Origin of the sequence: Streptomyces sp. NPDC048383, assembly GCF_040651775.1 — a bacterium.
Lineage (GTDB): Bacteria > Actinomycetota > Actinomycetes > Streptomycetales > Streptomycetaceae > Streptomyces.
Window position 1 is genome coordinate 93,630 of record NZ_JBEZKS010000013.1, and the last position, 21,724, is coordinate 115,353.

The following is a 21,724-nucleotide window of genomic DNA, read 5'->3' on the forward strand; positions in this document are numbered from 1 at the left end:
CCAATCTGCCACCGTCCCACCGGGACGACGCGGCCTACCGCAGCACCCCGGCCTTCGTACCGTCCGTCAGCTTGCCCGAAAGATCGACCTGCGCGCCCTCCGGAGCCTTCACGGCCAACCGGTTGCCCGTCGCCGAACCGCTGACCCCGCCCGACACCGACAACGAGGCGAACTGCGCGCTGCCCGCCGCCAGTACGTACCAACTCCCCGCCCGGGACTTCCACAGCACCCCGGCCAACACCCGCGGCTCCCGCGGCCCGCACGCCGCCGTCCCCTCCGCCTTCGCCGCCTGGGCCGCCAGCGCCGCACCCGGGGCCAGGAACTGCGCCTGCACCCGGTCCGACCCGCCCTGCCAGGTCTCGGCCCGCGTGCACAGCCAGGTCGCCGTTCCGTCGTTCTCCGGCAGCGGTTGCTTCGCGTACGTCCAGGCGTTGACGCCGCGCACCCCGTGCGAGCGGACCGAGGGCAGCAGACAGGCGATCTTCGACCACTCGCCCAGCTCGGCCGCCTCCGACACGTCCCGCGCGGCGCCCGGCGCCCCCGACGTCAGCCGGGCCGGCGTCAGCTCGCCCAGGTCCGTGACCAGCCGGGTCGCCCCGTCACCGGTCAGCGCCATGGCGTTCCAGCTGCCGCAACTGCCGCCCGGGGCGGGACTCGCCACCGGCGGAGTGATCCCCTCCGGCGTCAGCTTCAGCGCCACCGGCGCCTCGGCGGGCTTGAGGAGGTCCCGCAGGGCGGCGCCGGTCACCCACGGGGCCGTCAGGTAGCGGACGTTGCCGTCGACCCGGCTGAGCACGAGCCCCGTCGCGGTGTCCGCCGACGCCCCGTCGGTCCGGGCGAAGTCGAGGGCGGCCCCCGCGGTCCCGGCGCGCGGCTCCGCGTACCGGACCACCCGCAGCCCGTCGTACAGCAGCACCACCACCGCCTGGTCGACGGCCCCCGCGAACAACAACTGCGGCGGCCCCATCGGCGGGCCCGACGGGGTCCCCGGCGTCGCCGACACCACGACCCCCTTCCCCGGCCGCGCCCATACGGCCAACGCCCGACGCAGCAGCTCCACGTCGTCGGCGCGGTCGCCGCGCGCCGGCCACGCCGAGTAGTCCGTACGGGAGGACGTACGCCACAGCGCCGCCGAAGCCCGCACCAACTGCCCCGGATCCAAAGCCTGTTCGGCCGCCGCGTTCAACGCGTACGGCGGAGCGGCCGGCCCGTCGGAACCCCACCCACCGCCGGGCAACGCCAGCAGCGCCCCGCACACCGCCAGAGCCGCGGCCGCCGCCAACCCGGCCCGGGTGAACCGCCGGCGGCGCAACAGATCGGTGGGCCGGGCCTGGAGCACGCAAGGATCGAACTCCGGCGAAGCGAACAGGGCGTCGTGCGCGGGATCCCCGGACTCCGCGACCGCCGCCGCCGGATCGGCGACCCCGGCCTCGGTGAGCACCCGGAGCACGTCCGGCTCCGCCAGCCCCTCCACCGCCCGCAGGACACAGGCCGCCCGACCGGGCCCGTTCAACCCGGCCAGCCACTGGTCCAGCGCCAGCTCCTCCGCCCCGCCCGACCTCGGGAACAGCCGCAGCCCCCACACCTGGGGGAGCAGCGGCGGCAACTGCCCGCGCAGCGGGAGCGCCCGGAAGCTCAGCGGGATCCCCGCCTCCAGCGCGGAGCGCAGCACCCGCAACCGGACGTACGCGTAGCCCGACTCGGGCCCGTCCGCCCCGTCGCGCTGCGCCGGGACCCCGCCGCGCACCAGGGCGGCGTCGGCCCCCGCGGCCCGCCGACCGCGCGGCAGGGCGCGCTGGGTCAGCGAATGGGCGGTCAGGACCCGCCGATTGCGGCCAAGGGCGGGCGGCAGCACCAGATAGGCGAGCCGCACCAGCCGCGGGTAGTGCTCGACGATGGCGGCCTCGGCCTGCTCGACGTCGGGAGGCAGGGGGCGGGTGGCGGTATCCGGCGCAGTCACGTTCAGCAGAACGAGCGATTCGTCGGATGGTCACCCGTCCCCAGCGCACACGTTCGGACGAACCGGGCCCCGGGCGCGCTCTCCGCCCCCGGGTCGTCGGGGACGCGGCAGGGGTCAGGCGATGAGCTTGGTCCGCAGCGCCTCGATGGTCTCCTCGGACACGCCCAGGACCTCGCGCACGTACTTCTCGATCGACCCGTAGCGCGTGCGGACCTCGTCGAGGCCCGCCTCCAGGTAGGAGGGGAACACCCCGATCAGGGCGAGCGCGATGTCCGGGTCCCCGCCCGCCGCCGTGAAGCCCTCGATCATGGGGGCGAAGGCCGCCTTGACCGCCGGGTTCACCGACAGGTACTCCGCCATGAGGGTCTCGTCGTCGGCGCCGAGCAGCGCCAGGATCAGCGTCGCGCCCCACCCCGTACGGTCCTTGCCCGCCGTGCAGTGGAAGAGCAGCGGACCCGACTCCGGGTCGGCGGCCTCGACGAGCAGCGTGCGGTAGGCGGCCTGCGCGGACCCGGAGCTGACGAACGACCGGTAGACCGAGCCGAAGAGTTCCTGCGCCCTGCCGCCGCCCAGGTGCTCCTCGGCCACCACCGGATCGGCGAGCAGGTCCTTCAGCTGCGTCGCGGCGGGCATCCTGCCGTCGTTCATCTTGTCGGCCAACACGTCGCGCACGACCAGCCGGGCGCCCTGCGGCAGCCGGTCGGGGTGATCGGCGCGCTCGGAGTCGCTGCGGAAGTCGATGACCGTACGCAGTCCCAGCGCGGCCACCACCGGGTCCGCGGCCGGGTCGAGCCGGTCGAGGGAGCCCGAGCGCAGCACGAGTCCGGGCCGGACGGTCCGCCCGCCGGCGAGCGGGGTGCCACCCAGATCGCGGAGGTTGGCGACGGTGGTGGAGGGCGTGGCGGTCATCGTGGCGTCTCCAGCGGTATGCGCGAGGGTCGGATTACTCGTGTCATTCGGATTATTCAGATCATTCGTATCATTCGGGTCAGGCAAGAGCGGTATGCCGACGAGCCGGTCCCACATGCCGGGCGAGGGCCGGCCGGTCCGGAATCGGCCGGTCCGGAACCAGTCGGTCCAGAGCCAGGGAGAGTCCGATCCCCACGCCCAGCGCCGCGAGGTGCCCGGCGTCGGTGAAGGTCCGCTCCCGACGCAGGACCGGCTGCGCCGCGAGCGCCAGCAGGCCCACCCGGGCCGCGTTCCGTACGGTCCCGGGCGGCAGGGCCGAGGTCAGGGCGCCGAGCACGGCGTTGAACCCGTAGCTCGTGCCCACGTCCAACGCGCTCCGGGTCCGGCGGTCGGTGGTGCGCCGCAGCGCGCCGTAGACGAGCAGGGTCGCGGAGGCGTGCCCGAAGAGGAACACGGCCACCGTCCACCAGGCCCCGTACGCGTACTCGGCGTACCCGAGCACCGCCACCAGCAGCAACGCGTAGGGCAGCGGCATCGGTTCCTCGACGACGAAGGCACTGCTCAGCAGGGTTTCCCAGCGGCCGGCCGAAAGGTTGTCCACGTTCGTCGAACAACCCAGCAGCACCCGGTCGCGGCGTTCCGGACCCAGCCGGTCCAGGGCGTGAGCGCCGAGCTGCACCCCTGCGGCGTACACCGCGCCGAAGGGCAACGACCATGACCATGGCAATGGATTCACCCGCCCATGATCGGACACCGCCCTGTCGACGGCACCACCGGGCCTCGTGCGAATATGACCGGAACATGTCCGGGACCCCCGCGCCGCTGCGCGTCGTACGGGCCGCGATGTTCGCGGCCGTGTGCGTGGCACTGGGTGCGCTGGGGCATTCGTACATGTCCGGGACGAATGTCCCCCTCGGTACGCTGACGGCCGCCTTCGCCGTGACGGGCGCGCTCGCCTGGCTCGCGGCCGGCCGGCGCCGCGGCCCCACCGGGATCGGCGCCGCACTGCTCGGCGTACAGGCTGCGCTCCACCTCACCTTCTCGGCGGCCCAGGCCCACGCGTCCCCGCCCGCCGCGACCCCGCCGTCGCCCCTCGACCACGACCCCGCGCACGCGGTGCCTGCAGGAGCCGGCGAGGTCGGGTCGGCGGCCGGTCCGGCCGGGGGAGCGGGGCACGGCGTACCGGGTGCGGGCCACGGCGTGCCGAGTACGGCGCATGACATGGCGGGCATGGCACATGACATACCCGACGCGGCCGACGGCTCGGCCGGCACGGCCGGCCTGACCCACGACACGGCCCCGTCCGGCCTGACGGACGAGATGACCGGGGCCGGCATCCACGAGGGCATGATCGGCACGCCCGACGGCATGATCGGCATGCCCGACGGCCTGGCCGCGCTGCCCGCCCCGCCCGACGCCCTGCCCGGCCTGCCCGACACGCTGCCCGGTATGACCGCCGTGGCCGACGGCGTGCACGCCCTGCCCGGCCTGCCCGACGCGCTGCCCGGCCTGCCCGGCCTGCACGACATGACCGCCATGGCCGCCCACGGCGGCCTCGGCATGATCGCCGCGCACGTCCTCGCCGGGCTCTTCTGCGCCGCCTGGCTGGCCCGCGGCGAAGCCGCCGTGTTCCGGCTGGTCGGCGTCCTCGGCGCGAGCGCGCTACTGGCCGCTCGCCCGCTCGCCCGCGCCCTCGCGCTGCTCCGCACCCGGGTGGCCCCCGTACCGCGCCCGCCCGCGCACCGCGCCCCCTGCGACCGACCGCGCCGACTGCGCGGCGCCGTCCACGCCCACACCGCGGTACGTCGCGGGCCGCCCGGCCGGTGGATCGCCCGCGCCACGGCCCCCGGCCGTCCTGCCCGCGCCTGACCGGCGCACCTCCTCGGCGAGGGGGGGCGAGACCTGGGGCCGCCCACCCATGCCTTCGCCAACCTGAGGACCGACATGTCTCTCGACGTGCTTCCGGACGCCCCCACCGGGGACCCCGCCGCACCACCGAAGCGCACCGGCGGCACCTGGGCCGCCCTGCGCCCGCTGCTCCTGCGCCTCCACTTCTACGCGGGGCTGCTCATCGCCCCGATCCTGTTCCTCGCCGCCACCACCGGCCTGCTGTACGCCGGTTCCTGGCAGGCCGAGAAGGTCCTCTACTCCGACGAACTGACCGTCGCCCGGGTCGGCGGGAGCGCCCTGCCGCTCAGCGCCCAGGTCGGGGCCGCCCGCGCCGCCGCGCCCGAGGGCGAGGTGCTCGGGGTGTGGCCCGCGCCCGAGGAGGAGGCGACCACCCGGGTGATCATGGAGAGCCCGGGCCTCGGTGAGGGCGAGACCCTCACCGTGTTCGTCGACCCGTACACCGCCGACGTGCGCGGACAGCTCACCACCGCCGGTGACGCGCTGCCGCTTCGGGCCTGGCTCAGCGAGTTCCACTCCAGCCTCCAGCTCGGCGAGTTCGGCCGGAACTACAGCGAACTGGCCGCCAGTTGGCTGTGGGTCGTCGCCCTCGGCGGGCTCGCCCTGTGGATCGGTCGTCGCCGCTCCCGCAAGGCCCACCTCGTGCTCCCCGACCGCGGGGCCACCGGCCGCCGCCGGACCCTGTCCTGGCACGGCACCGTCGGCCTGTGGGCCGTCGTCGGACTCGTCGTCCTCTCCGCCACCGGCCTGACCTGGTCCCGCTACGCCGGCGAGAACATCGGGCAGCTCCAGGACCGCCTCGGCGGAGCCACTCCCTCCGTCGCCGCCGCCCTGAACGGCGCGGCGGGCGGCGCCGGCGAACACGCCGGGCACGTGATGACGGAGGGCATGGAGATGCCCCCGCCGCCGCCCACCACCGACATCGGCATCGACCGCGCGGTGGACGCCGCCCGGGCCGTCGGGGTGGACGCGAGCCTGCGCGTCACCCTCCCCGCCCAGGGCAAGGGCTACGTCGTCAAGGAGACCGACAAGCAGTTCCCGGTGCACTTGGACGCGGTCGCGGTGGACCCCGCCGACGGTCGGATCATGGACGAACTCCGTTTCGCCGACCACCCGTTGCTCGCCCAGCTGACGCGCTTCGGCATCGACCTCCACATGGGCCTGACCTTCGGGCTCGCCAACCAGCTCGCCCTGGCCGCGCTGGCCGTCGCCGTGATGTTCCTCGTCGTGTGGGGCTACCGGATGTGGTGGATGCGTCGCCCCACCAAGGAGCGCAAGCTGGCGGTGGGACGTCCGCAGCCGCGCGGTGCCTGGCGGAAGCTGTCGGTGACCCTGCTGCTGCCGTTGGCCGCCGTGACCGCGCTCGTCGGCTGGTTCGTCCCGATGCTGGGCATCAGCCTGCTCGTCTTCCTCGCGGGTGACGTGCTCCTCGGCCTCGTGGCCGCCCGCCGCCGGGCGACGACACCTGAGCCGCAGGTCTAGTACGCGACCGCGCACGCGGCCGGGCCCGCACTCCCCCCGGAGAGTGCGGGCCCACCGTCGTTCCGGAGCGCCGGCCGGGGGCCGGCAGGCCGCGACCGTACGGGCGCGGGCGCGGGTCACGGCCGGTCGCCGACGCCGGTCGACACACCGCTCAGGGCGCGTACTTGTAGCCCACCCGGCGGACCGTCTGGATCGTCCCGCGGTGCGCCGCGCCCAGCTTGCGGCGCAGTCGGGCGATGTGGACGTCGACCGTCCGGCCGTCGCCGACGTGCCCGTAACCCCACACCGTCGTGACCAGCTGGTCCCGGCTGTGCACCCGGTGGGGGTGTGCCACGAGGTGGGCGAGCAGCTCGAACTCCAGGTAGGTCAGGTCCAGGACCTGACCGTCCACCTCGGCGGTGCGCTGCGCGGAGTCGATCCGTACGAGCTCGTCCCCGGTGGTCGTCGGGGCCGCGGCGGAGGGGAGCGGGACGGACCGCGGGGCGAAGGCGATCGGCGGCTGCTGGTCGGCCGGTACGAGCACCAGGTAGCCGACCATCGGCGGGTTGCCGGGCAGCGTCGGCAGGGTGTGCTGGGGCGCGGGCAGCCAAGTGGCGCCGGGCGGGAGCAGGTCCACGACGCGGGCCACCTCGTCCCGGTCGACGGCTCGCAGCCGGTGGCGGGGACTGGGCGGGAAGGTCAGGGGAGCGGAGGTCGCGGCGGAGGTGCCGGAGACGAGGGAACGGGTGTTGGTCATGAGTGGTCAGCTCTTTCACGCGGAGTGGTCGGCAGGAGACGTACGTACGTCGTCGTTGTCGTACCGCGCAGACCGAAGGCCTCGGGCAGGTCTTTGGGAGGTCCCGGAAGGCTTTAGAGGGCCGGCGCGTTCTTCGCGCGGCAACACACCCGGTCGAAATCGTGATCCTGACGGGAGGGCCAGAACGGTTCGAGGTCTCTGCGACCTGTCGAGGTGTGCTGGTGGCTGGCCATGGGCCACATTGAAGCAGATGTACGGGGCCCGGGGCAGGCCCCATCTCACCTGATGGAGCGGAATCTCATATTCCGTGATCAAGGTTTCGTCAGGACGTCACAATCCCGACAAACAGTCAGCCGACGAGCCGCTTCCGCCAGTCCACACCGGTCACCCGTACCGCATCCTGGGCAGATCCGTCCCACACCCAATGCAGCCCCACCCCGTCCAGCGCCGCGACCACCTCCCGGCCGACGGACGCCGTCAGCTCGTCCCCCGCCGCGAACCCCCCGTACAACAGCCACAGATCGTGGCCCGCCGCCGCACCCTCGGTGCACTGCGAGTGGAAGAAGACGAACCCCCGCGCGTCCTGCGCGCCCTCTCCGCCGATCTCCGCGAGCCCGCAGTTCCGGCAGCAGGCGAAGTTCTCCCGCGCCGTGATCCCGCGCGCGTCGAGCGCCTCGAACGCCCGGGTCAGCCGCTCCGGATCGGTCTCCCCCTCCCAGCCGGCCTGCTCGGCCACCCGCTCCCGCCACAGCCGGTCCACCAGCTGCCGGGCCTGCGCGGGGGACACCAGCGACCCGCCCGCGCCCGGGCCCGGGCCCGCGTTCCCGTCCGGGCCCCCGAGGACGTAACCGGCGTACTCGGTCAGCGCCGCCCGGTCGTCGTAGCCGCACCGCAGCCGCTCCCGGACGAGCCCCGTCAGCTCCTCCTCGACCGCCTCGTCGAGCGGGAGCGGCGCCTCCTCCACCGGGAAGTCCAGCCGCTCCCACGCCGTCCCGAGGTCCCAGCCCTTCTCCTGCCGAGCCCAGCCGAGCATCATCCGCGCCACCTCGGCCGCGGTGGGCACGAAGGCCTGGAAGTGCCGGTCCGGGGCGCCGGCCCGGTGCTCCACCTGGTAGTCACCGCCCGCCTCGTGCCAGACCTGGACGAAGGAGTCGGGTTCGTCGGGGATCCGGTTCACCACGAGGAACCGGTCCCCGGGCGCCCCGATGCGCTCCACGAGCTCGCGGAGCCAGGGGGTGGCGGGCCGTTCGTAGGACTCGGCGGGTTCGGTGTGGACCTTCACGGGCAGCATGGGCCCAGCCTGACGGGCCCCACTGACAGCGCGAGGGCCCCTGGCGGGCCCCTCCGACAGCGCGGCGCCCGCCCTCCCGCGGGGGAGGACGGGCGCCACGGCCGTCGGGGGCCGGTCTCAGACGAGGCCGTCCTTCTTCAGCCCGGTGCAGCAGGTGTCCGTGATCAGCCGCGTCACCACGTACGGGTCGACGTTCGCGTTCGGCCGGCGGTCCTCGATGTAACCCTTGCCGTCCTTCTCCACCTGCCACGGAATGCGCACCGAGGCGCCGCGGTCGGAGACCCCGTAGCTGAACTCGTTCCACGGAGCCGTCTCGTGCAGCCCCGTCAGACGCTCGTCGATGCCGGCGCCGTAGTTCTTGACGTGGTCCAGCGGCTTCGAGCCCTCGCCGAGCGCCTCGCACGCCGAGATGATCGCCCGGTAGTCCTCGCGCATCGCCTTCGTGGAGAAGTTGGTGTGCGCGCCCGCGCCGTTCCAGTCGCCCTTGACCGGCTTCGGGTTCAGCGTCGCCGACACGTTGAAGTCCTCGGCGGTGCGGTACAGCAGCCACCGCGCGATCCACAGCTGGTCCGAGACCTCTAGCGGACCCACCGGGCCCACCTGGAACTCCCACTGGCCCGGCATGACCTCGGCGTTGATGCCGGAGATGCTCAGGCCCGCCGCCAGACAGTGGTCGAGGTGCTTCTCGACGATGTCCCGGCCGAAGATCTCGTCCGAACCGACACCGCAGTAGTAGCCGCCCTGCGCCGCCGGGAAGCCGTTCACCGGGAAACCGAGCGGGCGGGCGCCGTCGAAGAACGTGTACTCCTGCTCGATGCCGAAGATCGGCGCCTGGTCGGCGAACTCCTCCGCGACCGGACGCAGCAGCGCGCGGGTGTTCGACACGTGGGGGGTCATGTCGATGTTCATGACCTCGCACAGGACGAGCAGGTGGTCGCCGCCGCGGATCGGGTCCGGGCAGGAGAACACCGGCTGGAGCACGCGGTCCGAGGCGTGGCCCTCCGCCTGGTTCGTGCTGGACCCGTCGAAGCCCCAGATCGGCAGCGCCTCGCCGTCCGTCAGGATCCTCGTCTTGGAGCGAAGCTTCGCCGTCGGCTCGGTGCCGTCGATCCAGATGTACTCAGCCTTGTAGCTCACGGGCCCCATCCTGACTCTGCGGGTGCTGTGGATCGCCATGGTGTCCTCCGCAGCGTCCCCCGCCGCGATTTCTCCTCCGTTGCCCGCGTGTGAACCCCGTGTTACCGAGGTTTACACCGCAGGTCGCACGGGTCGTGCGGGTTGGCGACCGCACACCCGTCCGGGTGCGGCAGACTGGGCGCGTGAGCATTTCGTACGATGTGAACCCCGTCGACGGCGCCCCCGAGGCAGCCCCCGGCCCCGCCCCCCACCAGGTCCCCGGCACCCCCCGCCCCCGCATCGGCCTGCTCGGCACCGGCCCCTGGGCCCGCCGCACCCACGCCCCCGCGCTCGCCGCCCACCCGGGCTCCGAGTTCGCCGGGATCTGGGGCCGGCGCCCCGAAGCGGCCGCCGAGCTCGCGGAGGAGTTCGGCGTGAAGGTGTACGAAGACCCCGACGCCCTGTTCGCCGACTGCGACGCGGTGGCCTTCGCCCTCCCCCCGGACGTCCAGGCCCCCCTCGCCGTCCGCGCGGCCGCCGCCGGCTGCCACCTGCTGCTCGACAAACCCGTCGCCACGACCGTCGAGGACGCCCGCGCCGTCGCCGACGCCGTCGCCCGGCACCAGGTCGCCTCCGTCGTCTTCCTCACCCTCCGCTTCGCCGAACCCACCGCCGGATGGGTCGACGAACAGGCCGGGCGCACCGGCTGGTTCACCGCCTCCGCGCACTGGCTCGGCGCCGTCTTCCCGCCCGACGGCGCCCCCGGCGCCTACGCCGACTCGCCCTGGCGCAAGTCCAAGGGCGGCCTGTGGGACGTCGGCCCGCACGCTCTGTCCGTCCTGATCCCCGTCCTCGGCGACGTCACCTCCGTCACCGCCGCGCGCGGCCCCGCCGACGTCGTCCAACTCACCCTGCGCCACACCTCGGGCGCGGCCAGCACCGCCGTACTCAGCCTGAGCGCCCCCCAGGCCGCCGCCGGCGTGGGGCTCGAACTGCGCGGAACCGAGGGCGTCTTCGCCCTCCCCGACTGGAGCGACGTCCCGGCCGCCTACGGCCGCGCCCTGGACGCCCTCCTCACCGCCGCCCACACGGGCACCCCGGACCCCCGCGGAGCCACCTTCGGCGCCCGCCTGACGGAAATCCTGGCGTTGGCGGAGCAGCAACTGGAGGGGTGAGGCGGCTCCGCCCCCGCGCGGCGGGCTGGTTCTGCTGGGCGGGGGTGGGGGGTGTGCGGGGTGCCCATGGTCCGGATCAGGGAGGGTTTGGTGGTTTCCCGCCGGTCTCATCGTCTCTTCGTGGCGGGCCGGTCCCTCAAGGGCGCTCCTCCTTCGTCGTCGCGTCGCTTCGCGATGGCCTTCGGCCACCCTTGACCGACCGACCCACCACGAAAAGCCGAAGACCAGCGGGAACCCCCCAAAAGAACGGTCACGGGGGAGGAATGAGCAGGAGCGGGTCCCTCAGTGACGAGACGAGGGACCGGGCGCTGCCCCATGGGGCATACGGGCGCCTCAGAGGGCCGACGGCCGGGCCCCGGGCGCGGCCAACGGCCCTACCCGCCCAACAGAACGACCAGAGCACTCGGAAGTGCGGGTAGGCGGGGACGCGCGCCGGTTCGCCGTGTCTCGTCGCTCGGCTCAGCGTCCGTCGACCGTCCGTGGCTGGACATAAGCAGCCCACACCGCCCGTGGAGACTGTTGGCGAGCGCCTGCGACCCGTCCCCCCACCGTCCGGTGTCTGTGGTCTGGGGTCCGGTCTCGGGCGGTCGACGGTCGCTGAGACGGCCTCGGCCATGGACTGGGCTGGTGCGGCTTATGTCCAGCCACGGCCGGTGGTCAGTCGCTGAGCCGAGCGACGAACCACGGTGAACCGGCGCGTGCCCCCGCCTACCCGCACTCCAGACTGCTCTGGTCGTTCTGGAGTGCAGGGTAGGGCTCTTGGCCGCGCCCGGGGCCCGGCCGCCGGCCCTCCGGCGTGCCCGTGTGCCCAACCGGCCAGCCCCTGGTCCCTCGCCTCATCGCTGAGAGACCCGTTCCTCGTCTCTCTGACCCGTGACCGTTCTTTTGGGGGGTTCCCGCTGGTCTTCGTTTTTCCGTGGCGGGTCGGTCGGTCAAGGGTGGCCGTAGGCCATCGCGTAGCGACGCGACCGAAGGGAGCGCCCTTGAGGGACCGGCCCGACGCGGAGAGACGATGAGACCGGCGGGAAGCCACCAAACCCGCTCTGATCCGGATCAACGGGGTTCCGTCACCCCCGACCCCGCCGCTCAGAACCGCCCCCGCCCCCGCACCGCCTGGGTGGCTTCCCCGCCCCCTACCCCTTATCCCTTACGGGACAGGGCGTCCCGGACGGCTTCGTCCGAGCGGGCGATGACGGCCGTGCCGTCCTCGGCCGTGATGATCGGGCGCTGGATCAGCTTCGGGTGGGCCGCCAGGTGGGTGATCCAGCGCTGCCGGGCCGTGTCGGTTTCCTCGCGCGGGAGGTCCCGTACGCCGGTCTCCTTCGCCAGGGGGTCGGAGGTGCGGGTGATGTCCCAGGGCTCCAGGCCGAGGCGTTCCAGCACCGCGCGGATCTCGTCCTGCGACGGCACGTCCTCCAGGTATCGGCGGACCGTGTAATCGACGCCTTCGGCGTCCAGCAGGGTCAGCGCGCTCCGGCACTTCGAGCAGGCGGGATTGATCCAGATCTCCATGGCCGCCAGCCTAGTTGGACTCCGTCTGGCCAGGGGCTTTTGTCAGTGCCCCCCGGTAAAATCGAAGGAGAACGACAGGAAGCCAACTACCGTTTGGGAGGCTGTAGATGGCCGCTGCCGCTGTCATTGTGATGCCCAAGAAGAAGCCGCTGCCCGCGGGGCTGCCCCGCGAATGGTACGAGAGCCACAACCGCCGTCTGAAGGCGATGCGGCTCGCGATATCCCTGCTCGACACCGGGACCTACGACGTCAAGCGCGCGACCAACCGCAAGATCCGGACGATGGCGGTACGGGTGGGCATCCACCGCCCGTCCAACCTCACCTGCAAGATGGTGCGCTCCTTCATCCGCGACGTCTCATGACGCCGCGATGACGTCCGGTCCGCCGACGAAGCCGGATGCGTCGGCGGACCCGCCGGACCCGCCGGACCGGGCGGTCCCGTCCCGCTCCAGCGGTACGCCGACCACCGTGCCGCCGCCCTCGTCGCCGCCCTCGCCGCCGACGAAGTGGATGGATCCCGTCCGCGCCTCGGTAGGGGGCACGCCGGCGGGGGCCATGCCGGCGGAGGCTCCGCCGCTGCGGTCCGTGGACGGCCCGGAGTGGTCGCCGGCCTCGTACCCCAGGAGCATCGCCCCGGTGAGCAGCCCGGCCGCCGTGGCCGCGGCGGCGACCGCCGCCAAGCGCTTCCTGTGCTGACGCGGTGCGTGCATGGGGGCCTCGTCCTCTCGTGCGCGGGGCCCGCGCCGCGGTCATCGCGGCCGGCCTCGCGCTCATCGCGCTCATCGTGTTCTTCGCTGTCGTCGTGCTGCGAGCGAAACACGAAAACCGGGCCGTAGCCCGCACTGTTACCAACTGATCATCCGATCAGTACGGGCCGGTCACGCCGCCTCGCGGAACCGGCCCCTCCGCCCCGACCGACAACATCAGCAGGGCCACGTCATCGTGCGGCCCGCCGTCGGTGAAGGACGCCAGGTCCTTCCAGACCGCCCGGACCAGGCCCGCCGGGTCGCTCGCCAGCACCGGAACGCGGCTGGCCAGCGGATAGAAGCGGCCGCCGGCGTCGCGCGCCTCCGTCACTCCGTCGGTGTGCGCGAGCAGCCGGTCGCCCGGCACCAGCCGGAGTTCGGTCACCGGGGGGAGCGCCGGGCCGGCCAGTCCCAGACCCAACGGAGGGCCCGGTTCCACCGTGACCTCCGAGGCCACGAAGTCCCGGAGCAGCAGCACCGGAGGATGCCCGCACGAGACGATCCGTACGAGGTCCAGCCCGGTCGGGAACTCCAGCAGCACGGCCGTCGCGAAGAGCTCCGGATGCTCCACCGCCTCAGCGGCGGCGTCCGCGACCAGCCGCCGGTCGAGGCGCGACGCGACGTCCACCAGCTCCCGGTCGTCCAGCACCGCCTCCCGGAAGGCACCGAGCAGCGCCGCCACCGTCCCGACGGCCGCCAGACCGTGGCCCTGGACGTCGCCCACGACCGCCCGCACCCCGAAGGGGCCGGCCCGTACGTCGAACAGGTCGCCGCCGACCAGCGTGCCCTGCTGGGCCGCCCGGTACAGACCGGCGCACCGTACCGGACCCACCCGTTCCGGTACGGGCGGGAGCACCGCCAGCTGGGCCGCCTCGGCGACCGTACGGACGCTGACCAGCTGGGCGTCCCGGCGGTGGCGCACCCAGGCGATGACCACGCTGAGCAGCCCGACGACGGCCACCGTGGCCAGGTCCGAGCCCCGCGCGTGCCCGACGCCGAGGTCGGGGAAGGCGAGCAGCGCGAGCACCAGGGCGGCGAAGACGGCCGTGCCGGCGGCGCCGTAGGAGAAGGCGGCCACCGCGGGCAGGGCCGCCAGGAAGTAGCCCAGCTCGACGTTGCCGGGCGTCAGCCACTGGGCGCAGCACAGTGCCACCAGGGCCACGGCGGGCGCGAACCGGGCCCAGCGCGGCGGCGGGGCACCGTGCAGCCTGCCCGGATCCTCCCAAGCGCGTCTCACCCCTCCACCCTGGTACGCGGTACCGGGCCGCGCACGCCGGGTGGCCCCCCTGGGCGTCGCCCGGGACAGTGGAGCGGTGACGGATACCAGCGCGGCCATCAGTACCCGCCTGAACTGGCTGCGGGCGGGGGTGCTCGGCGCCAACGACGGGATCATCTCCACCGCGGGCCTGGTCGTGGGCGTGGCCGGCGCCACCAACTCGCGGACCGCGATCCTGACGGCGGGGGTGGCCGGGCTGCTGGCGGGCGCGCTGTCGATGGCGGCGGGGGAGTACGTCTCGGTCAGCTCGCAGCGGGACTCGGAACGGGCCGCGCTGGAGGTGGAGCGGCGGGAGCTGGCGCAGCAGCCGGAGGAGGAGCTGGACGAACTCACCGACCTGCTGGCCGCCCGGGGCCTGGGCCAGGAGCTGGCCCGGGAGGCGGCGGTCCAGCTGACGGAGCGCGACGCGTTGCGGGCGCACGCGCGGGTGGAGCTGGGGATCGAGCCGGGCGAACTGGCGAACCCGTGGCACGCGGCGGTGGCCAGCCTGGTGGCGTTCACGGTGGGGGCGCTGCTGCCGCTGCTGGCGATCGTCCTGCCGGGGGCGTCGGCGCGGGTGCCGGTGACGGTGGCGGCCGTTCTCGCCGCGCTCACCCTGTGCGGGGTGGTCAGCGCCCGGCTGGGCGGGGCGCCGGTGCCCCGCGCGGTGCTCCGCAACGTCACGGGCGGCGCCCTCGCGATGGCCGTCACGTACGCGGCCGGCACCCTGCTGGGCACCACCTGACCCCACCCCCGCCCGCACCCCACGCCCACCCGCAGCCCCCACCCGCGCCCCGACCCCGGACGCAGCCCCCGCCCCGCCCCGGGGAGTTGCGGCGCCCCGCCCGGCCAGGGCGGCGGCAGACTGGGGGCATGCGTATCGCCATCACCGGATCCTCCGGACTCATCGGGCAGGCCCTCGCCCAGTCACTCCGCGCCGACGGCCACGACGTGGTGCGCTTCGTGCGGCGGGCGCCCGCCGGGCCGGACGAGGCGCGGTGGGACCCCGCCGCCGGCCGCGTCGACCCCGCCGGGCTCGTGGGGTGCGGGGCCGTCGTGCACCTGGCGGGGGCCGGCGTCGGGGACCGCCGCTGGTCGGCGGCGTACAAGCGGCAGATCCGCGACAGCCGCGTCCTCGGCACGGCCGCCATCGCCCAGGCCGTGGCCGCCCTCGACAGCCCTCCGCCGGTCCTGGTGTGCGGCACCGCCGTCGGCTACTACGGCGACACCGGCGACCGCCCCGTGGACGAGACCGCACCGGCGGGCCACGGCTTCCTCCCGTCCGTCTGCGTGGAGTGGGAGGCGGCCGCCGCCCCGGCCCGCGAGGCCGGCGTGCGTACCGTGTTCGCCCGTACCGGGCTGGTGGTCGCGGCCGAGGGCGGGGCCTGGGGGAAGCTGTTCCCCGTCTTCAAGGCGGGCATCGGCGGTCGGCTCGGCAACGGCCGCCAGTACTGGTCGTACATCTCGATGCACGACGAGATCGCCGCCCTGCGGCACCTGATCGACACCCCCGACCTCTCCGGCCCGGTGAACCTGACCGCGCCCGAGCCGCTGACCAACCGTGAGATCACCGCCGCCATGGGCCGCGTGCTGCGCCGCCCGACCCTGTTCCCCGTACCCGCGCCGGCCCTGCGCATCGCGATCGGGGAGTTCGCCGAGGACGTGCTCGGCAGTCAGCGGGTGCGCCCTGCCCGCCTGCTGGAGTCGGGCTTCGTCTTCCGCCACCCGGGCATCGACGACTCCATCAGGGCAGCCCTGGCCTGAGCCCCGCCGTCCCCCGACCCCCATCCCCCAACCCCCGGCACCCCAAAGGCGCCCCCCGTGCCCATGTGCGACCGTTCGTGACCCGTATGCGACCGTCATGCGACCGAAGTTGTGCGCAATACCCCACCGAACTCGGGTTCTCCTGGAGTCCGTTGGGGGAAGGAGGTCCCCACACAGCCGCGCCGACCTCGGGGAGGGGCACGTGCTCAGCAGCACGCACCACGCCGCACACCACACCGCACAGCTCGCGGACGTCGTCATCGTAGGAGCCGGAGTCTCAGGACTCGCGGCCGCACACCACCTGATCGCGGCGGGGGTCACGGTCACCGTCCTGGAGACCGCCGACGATCCCGGAGGCCGGATGGCCACCGAATCGGCCGACGGGTTCCGCCTCGACCGGATCGGGCAGCTCCTCAACACCTCGTACACCGAACCGGCCCGCACCCCCGGTCTGGAGGGCCTCACACTGCGGCCCTTCGCCCCCGGGGTCCTGGTGCACGGGGTCGACGGCAAGCAGCAGCGGGCCGGGGCGCTCACCCCGGCCCGCGCGCTGGCCGGCGGATCCCTGGACCAGGCCCGGCTCAGCGCCGCCCTCGGCCGGCTCGCAGCGCTGCCCGAGGAACGGGTGCTGGCCCGCCCGGAACGCTCGGCGCTCACCGCGCTGCGCTCCCGCGGCCTGCCACCGCGCACCGTGAACGGGGTCCTGCGGCCCCTGCTCTCCACCCTGTTGCGCGACCCGGACCTCACCACCTCCAGCCGCGTCGCCGACCTCGCGCTGCGCACCTTCGTCCGCGGCCGGCTCGCCGTGCCCGAGGGCGGGGCCGCGGTCCTGCCGCGGCTGCTCGCCGAGTCCCTGCCACCGGGCACGGTCCGCACCGGGGTCCGGGTCCGGTCGGTGGCGACCAGCCTGGTCACCACCGAGGAGCACGGCGACTTCCGCTGCCGCTCCGTGGTCCTCGCGACGGGCGCCCGGGCCGCGGCCGAGCTGCTGCCGGGATTGCGGGTGCCGCGCTTCCACGAGGTGACCGTCATCCACCACGCGACCCCCGCGCCGCTGCCCTGGGACGGTTCGCTGCTCCTGGACGCCGACCCGAAGTGGCCGCTCGCGCACACCACCGTGATGAGCGCGGTCGACCCGAGCCGGGCGCCGACCGGCCGCGGCCTGGTCACCACCACCGTGCACGGCCCTCCGCCCCCCGCTCGGACGGTGGCTTCCCGGTTGGCCCGGCTCTACGACACCTCGACCCGGGACTGGGACCTCCTCGCCGTGCACCACACCCCGGAGGCCGTGCCCGCGATGCCCCCGCCGTACGACCTGCGACGCCCGGTACGGGTTCTGGCGGGGCTCTACGTGTGCGGGGACCACCGCGACTCGAACACCGTCCAGGGCGCCCTGCACTCCGCCCGGCGGGCGGCCACGGCCCTGCTCCGCGACTTCGGCATCCCGCTCCCGGCCGCCCCGGAACCAGCCCTTCCGGCGGTGGCCTGACCGCCCCCGGCCAAGGCCCGGTCCCCCAAGCCACGGGGGCCGGGCCTTCCACACGCCCGACCCCGCCCCGGACCGCCCCGACCCCGCTCCGGACCGTCACGGCCCGCCCCGACCACCCGGGCCAGGGCAACGCGCCCCCTACGACAGCGCCGCCACCCGGTCCCGGTACGTCCGCACCGCCGACGCGTCCCGGTACGGCTCCAGCCGCCGCTCGAAGTCCCGTACGTACTCCACCGCGCGCACCGACCGCATCTCCATCGCCTGCTGTGCCGCCTCCGCGCCCAGCGCGCACGCCTGGTCCAGCTCGCCCAGCCCCAGCCGCGCCGTGGCCAGCACCACCCGGCAGAACAGCCGGGACCGCGCGTAGCCGGGCGAACGCAGTTGCAGGGAGCGTTCCGCGTGCTGGGCGCAGGCCCGGTACTGCTGGAGGTCCCGGTGGCAGTGCCCGAACTCGTCGGCGAGCTGCGCCTCGTCGAAGAACCGGGCCCACGGCGGTACGTCGTCCCCCGGCCGGCCCGCGCCCAGCGCCCGCTCGGCGCGGACCAGGGAGGCCGTCGCCGAGCGCACCTCGCCGAGCACCGCGTGCCCCCGCGCCTCGGCGGCGTGCAGCAGCGCCTGCACCACCGGCGGGGGCCCCGAGCCGACGCCCTGCTGGGCGACCCGGGCCAGCTGGACGGCCTCGCGGCCGTGCCCGAGGTAGACCGCCTGCCGGCTCATGGTGACCAGCACGTAGGACCCGTACGGCCGGTCCCCGGCGGCCTGCGCGAGGCGCAGCGCCTGGACGAAGTACCGCTGGGCCAGGCCGTGCGCGGCGATGTCGTACGAGGTCCAGCCCGCGAGCCGGGTCAGGTCGGCGGCGGCGGAGAACAGCCGCCGCCCGGTGGTCTCGCCGTAGGTGCCGCGGAGCATGGGTTCGGCCTCGTGCTCCAGGTAGCGCACCAGGGCTTGGCGGGCGTGGCCGCCGCCGTAGGCGTGGTCGAGGGTGCGGAACAGCTCGCTCACCGAGCGCAGGGCCGCGATGTCCCCGCCGGTGACCCGCTGCCCGGGCCCGCGGTCGACCTGCCGTTGCCTTGGCACCGAGGCGCGACCCTGCGCGGGGACGCGGGAGGCGGCCATGTCCGCGCCGCGTCCGACCCGTTCGTCGGCCCGGCCGATGAGCCAGTCCCGGCTGGGCACCACGAGGCCGGCCGGGGTGAAGGCGATCTTGCGCAGCTCGGCGTGCGATCCGGAGTCCTTGCGCCACAGCCCGCTCGCGATGTCCACGGCCTCTTCGGGGGTGGCCGCGAACTCCAGCCCGGCGTAGACGGGCGCGCACGCGTCGAGGCCCAGGTCCTGCGCCGACAACCGGCGCCCGAGGCGCCGGGTGAAAACCTCCGCGATCAGCGCCGGGGTGGTGCCGCGGGGCTGCTGGCCGCGCAGCCACCGGGTCACGGAGGTCTTGTCGTAGCGCAGGTCCAGACCGTGCTCCAGGCCGAGCTGGTCGACGCGGCGGGCAAGCCCGGCGTTGGAGAACCCGGCTTCCGCGATCAGCGCCGCGAGCTGCCGGTTGGGGACGCGCTGGGCAGGTCGTTCCGTCATCTGCTCCACGGTTTCCTGACGTGACGGACCGGAGTCCCGGCCCTGTGAACGGCGTGAATGTAGCGGCGAACTCCGCCCCCACCGCCCTCTCTGCCCCACATTCATCCGATCGTGTGCAGAATGGGTAGGGCCCTTTACGGACCGGGAGCGGACCTCCGCGTACGCTGCGGTCCATGACCCGCCGGCCCCACGGGGCTCACCACTCCGACGCGTACGCGGAAGCCACGGCCCCGCTGCCCGCGCCCGAGCTCACCGAGGCCGAGTGCCGCCGCTGCGGCACCTACATCGCGGGGCTCGACGGCCGGTACGCGTGCGGGGTGTGCGGCTGGGTCAACGACCACTCCGAGGGCCACCGCCGGCTGCCGCGTGCCGACGAGGACCCGGACCTGCCCCGCAAGGGCCGCAAACGCACCCCGCAACCGCCGGGCCCGCCGCCGGAGGCCCGCACCCTGCTCGGCCCGGGGCACTGAGGCCCGGCGCTGAGGTTCGGGGCTGAGGCCCGGCGCTGAGGTTCGGGGCTGAGGCCCGGCGCACCGGGGGTCTGAAGGAGCCGGCGGGGGTCGCCGTACCCTTGGCCGGGTGCGGTACGTGCAGACAGCAGGTTCACCTGCGCACAGCAGGTTCAACGAGGAGGCGCCGCGGTGACTGAGCTTCGGTTTGTCCATCTGGGCTTCGGGCCGGAATCGGTCGAGTACACCGAGGCCTGGGACGAGCAGCGACGCGTCCACGCCGCCCGCTTCGCGGACGAGATCGAGGACACCTGCCTGCTGGTGGAGCACCAGCCGGTGTACACCGCCGGCCGGCGCACCGATCCGAGCGAGCGCCCCTTGGACGGGACGCCCGTCATCGACGTGGACCGTGGTGGCAAGATCACCTGGCACGGGCCGGGCCAACTGGTCGGCTACCCGATCATGAAGCTGCCCCGTCCGGTGGACGTGGTGGCTCACGTCCGTCGGCTGGAGGACGCCTTGATCCGCACCGCGGCCGAGTTCGGCCTGGAGACCACCCGGATCGAGGGCCGCTCCGGGGTGTGGGTGCTCGGCGACCCCGTCGAGGAGCGCCCGAAGATCGGTGGGCTGTCCCTGGAGTTCGACCCCCGTCTGCACGACGAGGAGTTCGACGCCCGGCTGAACGGCCCCGAGTACGCCCCCTCCAACGCCGGCCAGCGCCGCGAGGACCGCAAGCTCGCCGCGATCGGCATCCGCGTCGCCAAGGGCGTCACGATGCACGGCTTCGCGATCAACGTGAACCCCGACAGCACCTGGTTCGACCGGATCATCCCCTGTGGCATCCGGGACGCCGGTGTGACCTCGCTCTCGTACGAACTGGGCCGCGAGATCACCATCGCCGACGTGCTGCCCGTCGTGGAGCGACACCTGAAGGACGTCCTGGAGCAGGCCGAGCTGCGGCCCCGCGAGATCGAGCCGGCCGTGGGCTGACGCCCCCGGGAATGCGTCCGGCGGCCCCCAGGTTGGCCGACGTAAGAGCGTATGAAATTACGGGCGTACCCTGGTGGGCGCCGAAGAATCGAAGTCACAGGGAGCCGGTCGTGTCCGCAGTCGCACCCGACGGACGCAAGATGCTGCGCCTCGAAGTCCGCAACGCCCAGACCCCCATCGAGCGCAAGCCCGAGTGGATCAAGACCCGGGCGAAGATGGGCCCCGAGTACACCAAGATGCAGGCCCTCGTGAAGGGCGAAGGACTGCACACGGTGTGCCAGGAAGCCGGCTGTCCGAACATCTACGAATGCTGGGAGGACCGCGAGGCCACCTTCCTCATCGGTGGCGACCAGTGCACCCGGCGCTGTGACTTCTGCCAGATCGACACGGGCAAGCCCGAGGCCCTGGACCGGGACGAGCCGCGCCGCGTCGGCGAGTCCGTGGTCACCATGGACCTGAACTACGCCACCATCACCGGTGTCGCCCGCGACGACCTGCCCGACGGCGGCGCGTGGCTGTACGCGGAGACGGTCCGCCAGATCCACCAGCAGACGGCGCACCGCGAGAGCGGTCACACCAAGGTCGAGCTGCTCGCGCCGGACTTCAACGCGGTGCCGGAGCTGCTGGAGGAGGTCTTCGCCTCCCGCCCCGAGGTCTTCGCGCACAACGTCGAGACGGTGCCCCGCATCTTCAAGCGGATCCGCCCCGGCTTCCGCTACGAGCGCTCCCTCGACGTGATCACCAAGGCCCGCGAGTACGGCCTGATCACCAAGTCGAACCTGATCCTCGGCATGGGCGAGGAGCGCGAGGAGGTCAGCGAGGCACTGCGCGACCTGCACGCGGCCGGCTGCGAGCTCATCACCATCACCCAGTACCTGCGGCCCTCGCCGAGGCACCACCCCGTCGAGCGCTGGGTGAAGCCTGCGGAGTTCGTGGAGCTGGCGAAGGAGGCCGAGGACATCGGCTTCTCCGGCGTGATGTCGGGCCCCCTGGTCCGCTCGTCGTACCGTGCGGGCCGCCTCTACACGCAGGCGATGGAGAAGCGCAGCCGAGCCGGAGCGTAGGTTGTGGGTTCGTCCGAGGTACGAGGGCGGGCGCGCGGCCGTAGCGGTGTCGAGGCGGAGCTCGACCGGGCTTTCGTGAAGCGCAGCCGAGCCGGAGCGTAGGTTCTCAGGTGGATGTGAATTCGTTCACAAACGTCTACCAAGCGGTAACACCGTGTCGAAGCGGCCCCTAGGCTCTTATCGGGAGAGCCTGGGGGCCGCGTCAATATTTCATCACGTTTGACCGGCCGGTCATGCCCTGGTAACACCAGTCAGTGACGCTGGGTCCACGCACCGCACACGCCCATCGATGCGAGCTCC

20 protein-coding genes are annotated in these 21,724 nt (G+C 73.8%); 10 read left to right on the top strand and 10 right to left on the bottom strand.

Annotated elements, in window-relative coordinates:
• Positions 1-34: 34 nt before the first annotated feature.
• The 3 genes from AB0D46_RS12185 to AB0D46_RS12195 form a co-directional block, all read right to left on the bottom strand.
• Positions 35-1,960 (bottom strand): hypothetical protein, encoded by a 1,926-nt coding sequence (locus tag AB0D46_RS12185; protein ID WP_362877219.1) that lies wholly within the window; start codon positions 1,958-1,960, stop codon positions 35-37.
• 114 nt (positions 1,961-2,074) lie between these two features.
• On the bottom strand, positions 2,075-2,869 hold the full coding sequence (locus AB0D46_RS12190) for a tyrosine-protein phosphatase (protein ID WP_362877220.1): 795 nt from the start codon (positions 2,867-2,869) through the stop codon (positions 2,075-2,077).
• 79 nt (positions 2,870-2,948) lie between these two features.
• On the bottom strand, positions 2,949-3,605 hold the full coding sequence (locus AB0D46_RS12195; protein WP_362877221.1) for a rhomboid-like protein: 657 nt from the start codon (positions 3,603-3,605) through the stop codon (positions 2,949-2,951).
• Between the two features lie 65 nt (positions 3,606-3,670).
• Here AB0D46_RS12195 and AB0D46_RS12200 point away from each other — a divergent pair, with 65 nt between their 5' ends.
• Positions 3,671-4,738, top strand: coding sequence for a hypothetical protein (locus tag AB0D46_RS12200; protein WP_362877222.1), 1,068 nt, complete (start codon positions 3,671-3,673; stop codon positions 4,736-4,738).
• Between the two features lie 75 nt (positions 4,739-4,813).
• Entirely contained in the window at positions 4,814-6,259 is a 1,446-nt protein-coding gene (locus AB0D46_RS12205; protein ID WP_362877223.1) for a PepSY domain-containing protein, read from the top strand.
• Between the two features lie 151 nt (positions 6,260-6,410).
• Here AB0D46_RS12205 and AB0D46_RS12210 read toward each other — a convergent pair whose 3' ends face one another.
• The 3 genes from AB0D46_RS12210 to glnII all read right to left on the bottom strand — a co-directional run bounded on the left by AB0D46_RS12210 (position 6,411) and on the right by glnII (position 9,423).
• On the bottom strand, positions 6,411-6,995 hold the full coding sequence (locus AB0D46_RS12210) for a winged helix-turn-helix domain-containing protein (RefSeq protein WP_362877224.1): 585 nt from the start codon (positions 6,993-6,995) through the stop codon (positions 6,411-6,413).
• 349 nt (positions 6,996-7,344) lie between these two features.
• Entirely contained in the window at positions 7,345-8,286 is a 942-nt protein-coding gene (locus tag AB0D46_RS12215; RefSeq protein ID WP_362877225.1) for a hypothetical protein, read from the bottom strand.
• A 117-nt stretch (positions 8,287-8,403) separates the two neighbouring features.
• Entirely contained in the window at positions 8,404-9,423 is a 1,020-nt protein-coding gene (gene glnII, locus AB0D46_RS12220) for a glutamine synthetase (RefSeq protein WP_362877226.1), read from the bottom strand.
• Between the two features lie 278 nt (positions 9,424-9,701).
• Here glnII and AB0D46_RS12225 point away from each other — a divergent pair, with 278 nt between their 5' ends.
• Positions 9,702-10,577, top strand: coding sequence for a Gfo/Idh/MocA family oxidoreductase (locus AB0D46_RS12225; protein WP_362877271.1), 876 nt, complete (start codon positions 9,702-9,704; stop codon positions 10,575-10,577).
• Between the two features lie 1,140 nt (positions 10,578-11,717).
• Here the strand turns inward: AB0D46_RS12225 and AB0D46_RS12230 are convergent.
• The gene (locus AB0D46_RS12230; RefSeq protein WP_362877227.1) at positions 11,718-12,089 is read right to left on the bottom strand and encodes an ArsC/Spx/MgsR family protein; all 372 of its coding nucleotides are present in this window, start codon (positions 12,087-12,089) and stop codon (positions 11,718-11,720) included.
• 107 nt (positions 12,090-12,196) lie between these two features.
• Between AB0D46_RS12230 and AB0D46_RS12235 the strand changes: the two genes are divergently transcribed.
• The gene (locus AB0D46_RS12235; RefSeq protein WP_362877228.1) at positions 12,197-12,451 is read left to right on the top strand and encodes a hypothetical protein; all 255 of its coding nucleotides are present in this window, start codon (positions 12,197-12,199) and stop codon (positions 12,449-12,451) included.
• Here AB0D46_RS12235 and AB0D46_RS12240 read toward each other — a convergent pair.
• The gene (locus tag AB0D46_RS12240; RefSeq protein WP_362877229.1) at positions 12,446-12,799 is read right to left on the bottom strand and encodes a hypothetical protein; all 354 of its coding nucleotides are present in this window, start codon (positions 12,797-12,799) and stop codon (positions 12,446-12,448) included. The genes AB0D46_RS12235 and AB0D46_RS12240 overlap by 6 nt on opposite strands.
• A gap of 154 nt (positions 12,800-12,953) precedes the next feature.
• Entirely contained in the window at positions 12,954-14,072 is a 1,119-nt protein-coding gene (locus AB0D46_RS12245; RefSeq protein WP_362877230.1) for a PP2C family protein-serine/threonine phosphatase, read from the bottom strand.
• 76 nt (positions 14,073-14,148) lie between these two features.
• Between AB0D46_RS12245 and AB0D46_RS12250 the strand changes: the two genes are divergently transcribed.
• From AB0D46_RS12250 to AB0D46_RS12260, 3 genes are all read left to right on the top strand, one after another.
• The gene (locus AB0D46_RS12250) at positions 14,149-14,835 is read left to right on the top strand and encodes a VIT family protein (protein ID WP_362877231.1); all 687 of its coding nucleotides are present in this window, start codon (positions 14,149-14,151) and stop codon (positions 14,833-14,835) included.
• A 128-nt stretch (positions 14,836-14,963) separates the two neighbouring features.
• Positions 14,964-15,854 carry a TIGR01777 family oxidoreductase gene (locus AB0D46_RS12255; RefSeq protein ID WP_362877232.1) on the top strand — a complete coding sequence of 297 codons (891 nt, stop codon included), beginning with the start codon at positions 14,964-14,966 and terminating at the stop codon, positions 15,852-15,854.
• 202 nt (positions 15,855-16,056) lie between these two features.
• Positions 16,057-17,343 (top strand): NAD(P)/FAD-dependent oxidoreductase, encoded by a 1,287-nt coding sequence (locus AB0D46_RS12260; RefSeq protein WP_362877233.1) that lies wholly within the window; start codon positions 16,057-16,059, stop codon positions 17,341-17,343.
• Positions 17,344-17,481: 138 nt separating this feature from the next.
• Here AB0D46_RS12260 and AB0D46_RS12265 read toward each other — a convergent pair whose 3' ends face one another.
• The gene (locus AB0D46_RS12265) at positions 17,482-18,921 is read right to left on the bottom strand and encodes a regulator (protein ID WP_362877234.1); all 1,440 of its coding nucleotides are present in this window, start codon (positions 18,919-18,921) and stop codon (positions 17,482-17,484) included.
• A 233-nt stretch (positions 18,922-19,154) separates the two neighbouring features.
• Between AB0D46_RS12265 and AB0D46_RS12270 the strand changes: the two genes are divergently transcribed.
• From AB0D46_RS12270 to lipA, 3 genes are all read left to right on the top strand, one after another.
• Positions 19,155-19,391 (top strand): hypothetical protein, encoded by a 237-nt coding sequence (locus tag AB0D46_RS12270; RefSeq protein WP_362877272.1) that lies wholly within the window; start codon positions 19,155-19,157, stop codon positions 19,389-19,391.
• Between the two features lie 171 nt (positions 19,392-19,562).
• A complete protein-coding gene (gene lipB / locus AB0D46_RS12275) occupies positions 19,563-20,360 on the top strand; it encodes a lipoyl(octanoyl) transferase LipB (protein ID WP_362877235.1) in 798 nt (265 codons plus the stop codon).
• A 110-nt stretch (positions 20,361-20,470) separates the two neighbouring features.
• Positions 20,471-21,424: a lipoyl synthase gene (lipA, locus tag AB0D46_RS12280; protein WP_362877236.1), complete on the top strand. Its 954-nt coding sequence runs from the start codon at positions 20,471-20,473 to the stop codon at positions 21,422-21,424.
• The last annotated feature ends 300 nt before the right edge of the window (positions 21,425-21,724 follow it).

Excerpts from the sequence above, each read along its gene's own strand:
- AB0D46_RS12210 (WP_362877224.1), bottom strand. The coding sequence starts at position 6,995 with ATGACCAACACCCGTTCCCTCGTCTCCGGCACCTCCGCCGCGACCTCC.
- AB0D46_RS12240 (WP_362877229.1), bottom strand. The coding sequence starts at position 12,799 with ATGCACGCACCGCGTCAGCACAGGAAGCGCTTGGCGGCGGTCGCCGCC.
- AB0D46_RS12190 (WP_362877220.1), bottom strand. The coding sequence starts at position 2,869 with ATGACCGCCACGCCCTCCACCACCGTCGCCAACCTCCGCGATCTGGGT.
- AB0D46_RS12230 (WP_362877227.1), bottom strand. The coding sequence starts at position 12,089 with ATGGAGATCTGGATCAATCCCGCCTGCTCGAAGTGCCGGAGCGCGCTG.
- AB0D46_RS12265 (WP_362877234.1), bottom strand. The coding sequence starts at position 18,921 with ATGACGGAACGACCTGCCCAGCGCGTCCCCAACCGGCAGCTCGCGGCG.
- AB0D46_RS12205 (WP_362877223.1), top strand. The coding sequence starts at position 4,814 with ATGTCTCTCGACGTGCTTCCGGACGCCCCCACCGGGGACCCCGCCGCA.
- AB0D46_RS12200 (WP_362877222.1), top strand. The coding sequence starts at position 3,671 with ATGTCCGGGACCCCCGCGCCGCTGCGCGTCGTACGGGCCGCGATGTTC.
- AB0D46_RS12215 (WP_362877225.1), bottom strand. The coding sequence starts at position 8,286 with ATGCTGCCCGTGAAGGTCCACACCGAACCCGCCGAGTCCTACGAACGG.
- AB0D46_RS12235 (WP_362877228.1), top strand. The coding sequence starts at position 12,197 with ATGGCCGCTGCCGCTGTCATTGTGATGCCCAAGAAGAAGCCGCTGCCC.
- AB0D46_RS12255 (WP_362877232.1), top strand. The coding sequence starts at position 14,964 with ATGCGTATCGCCATCACCGGATCCTCCGGACTCATCGGGCAGGCCCTC.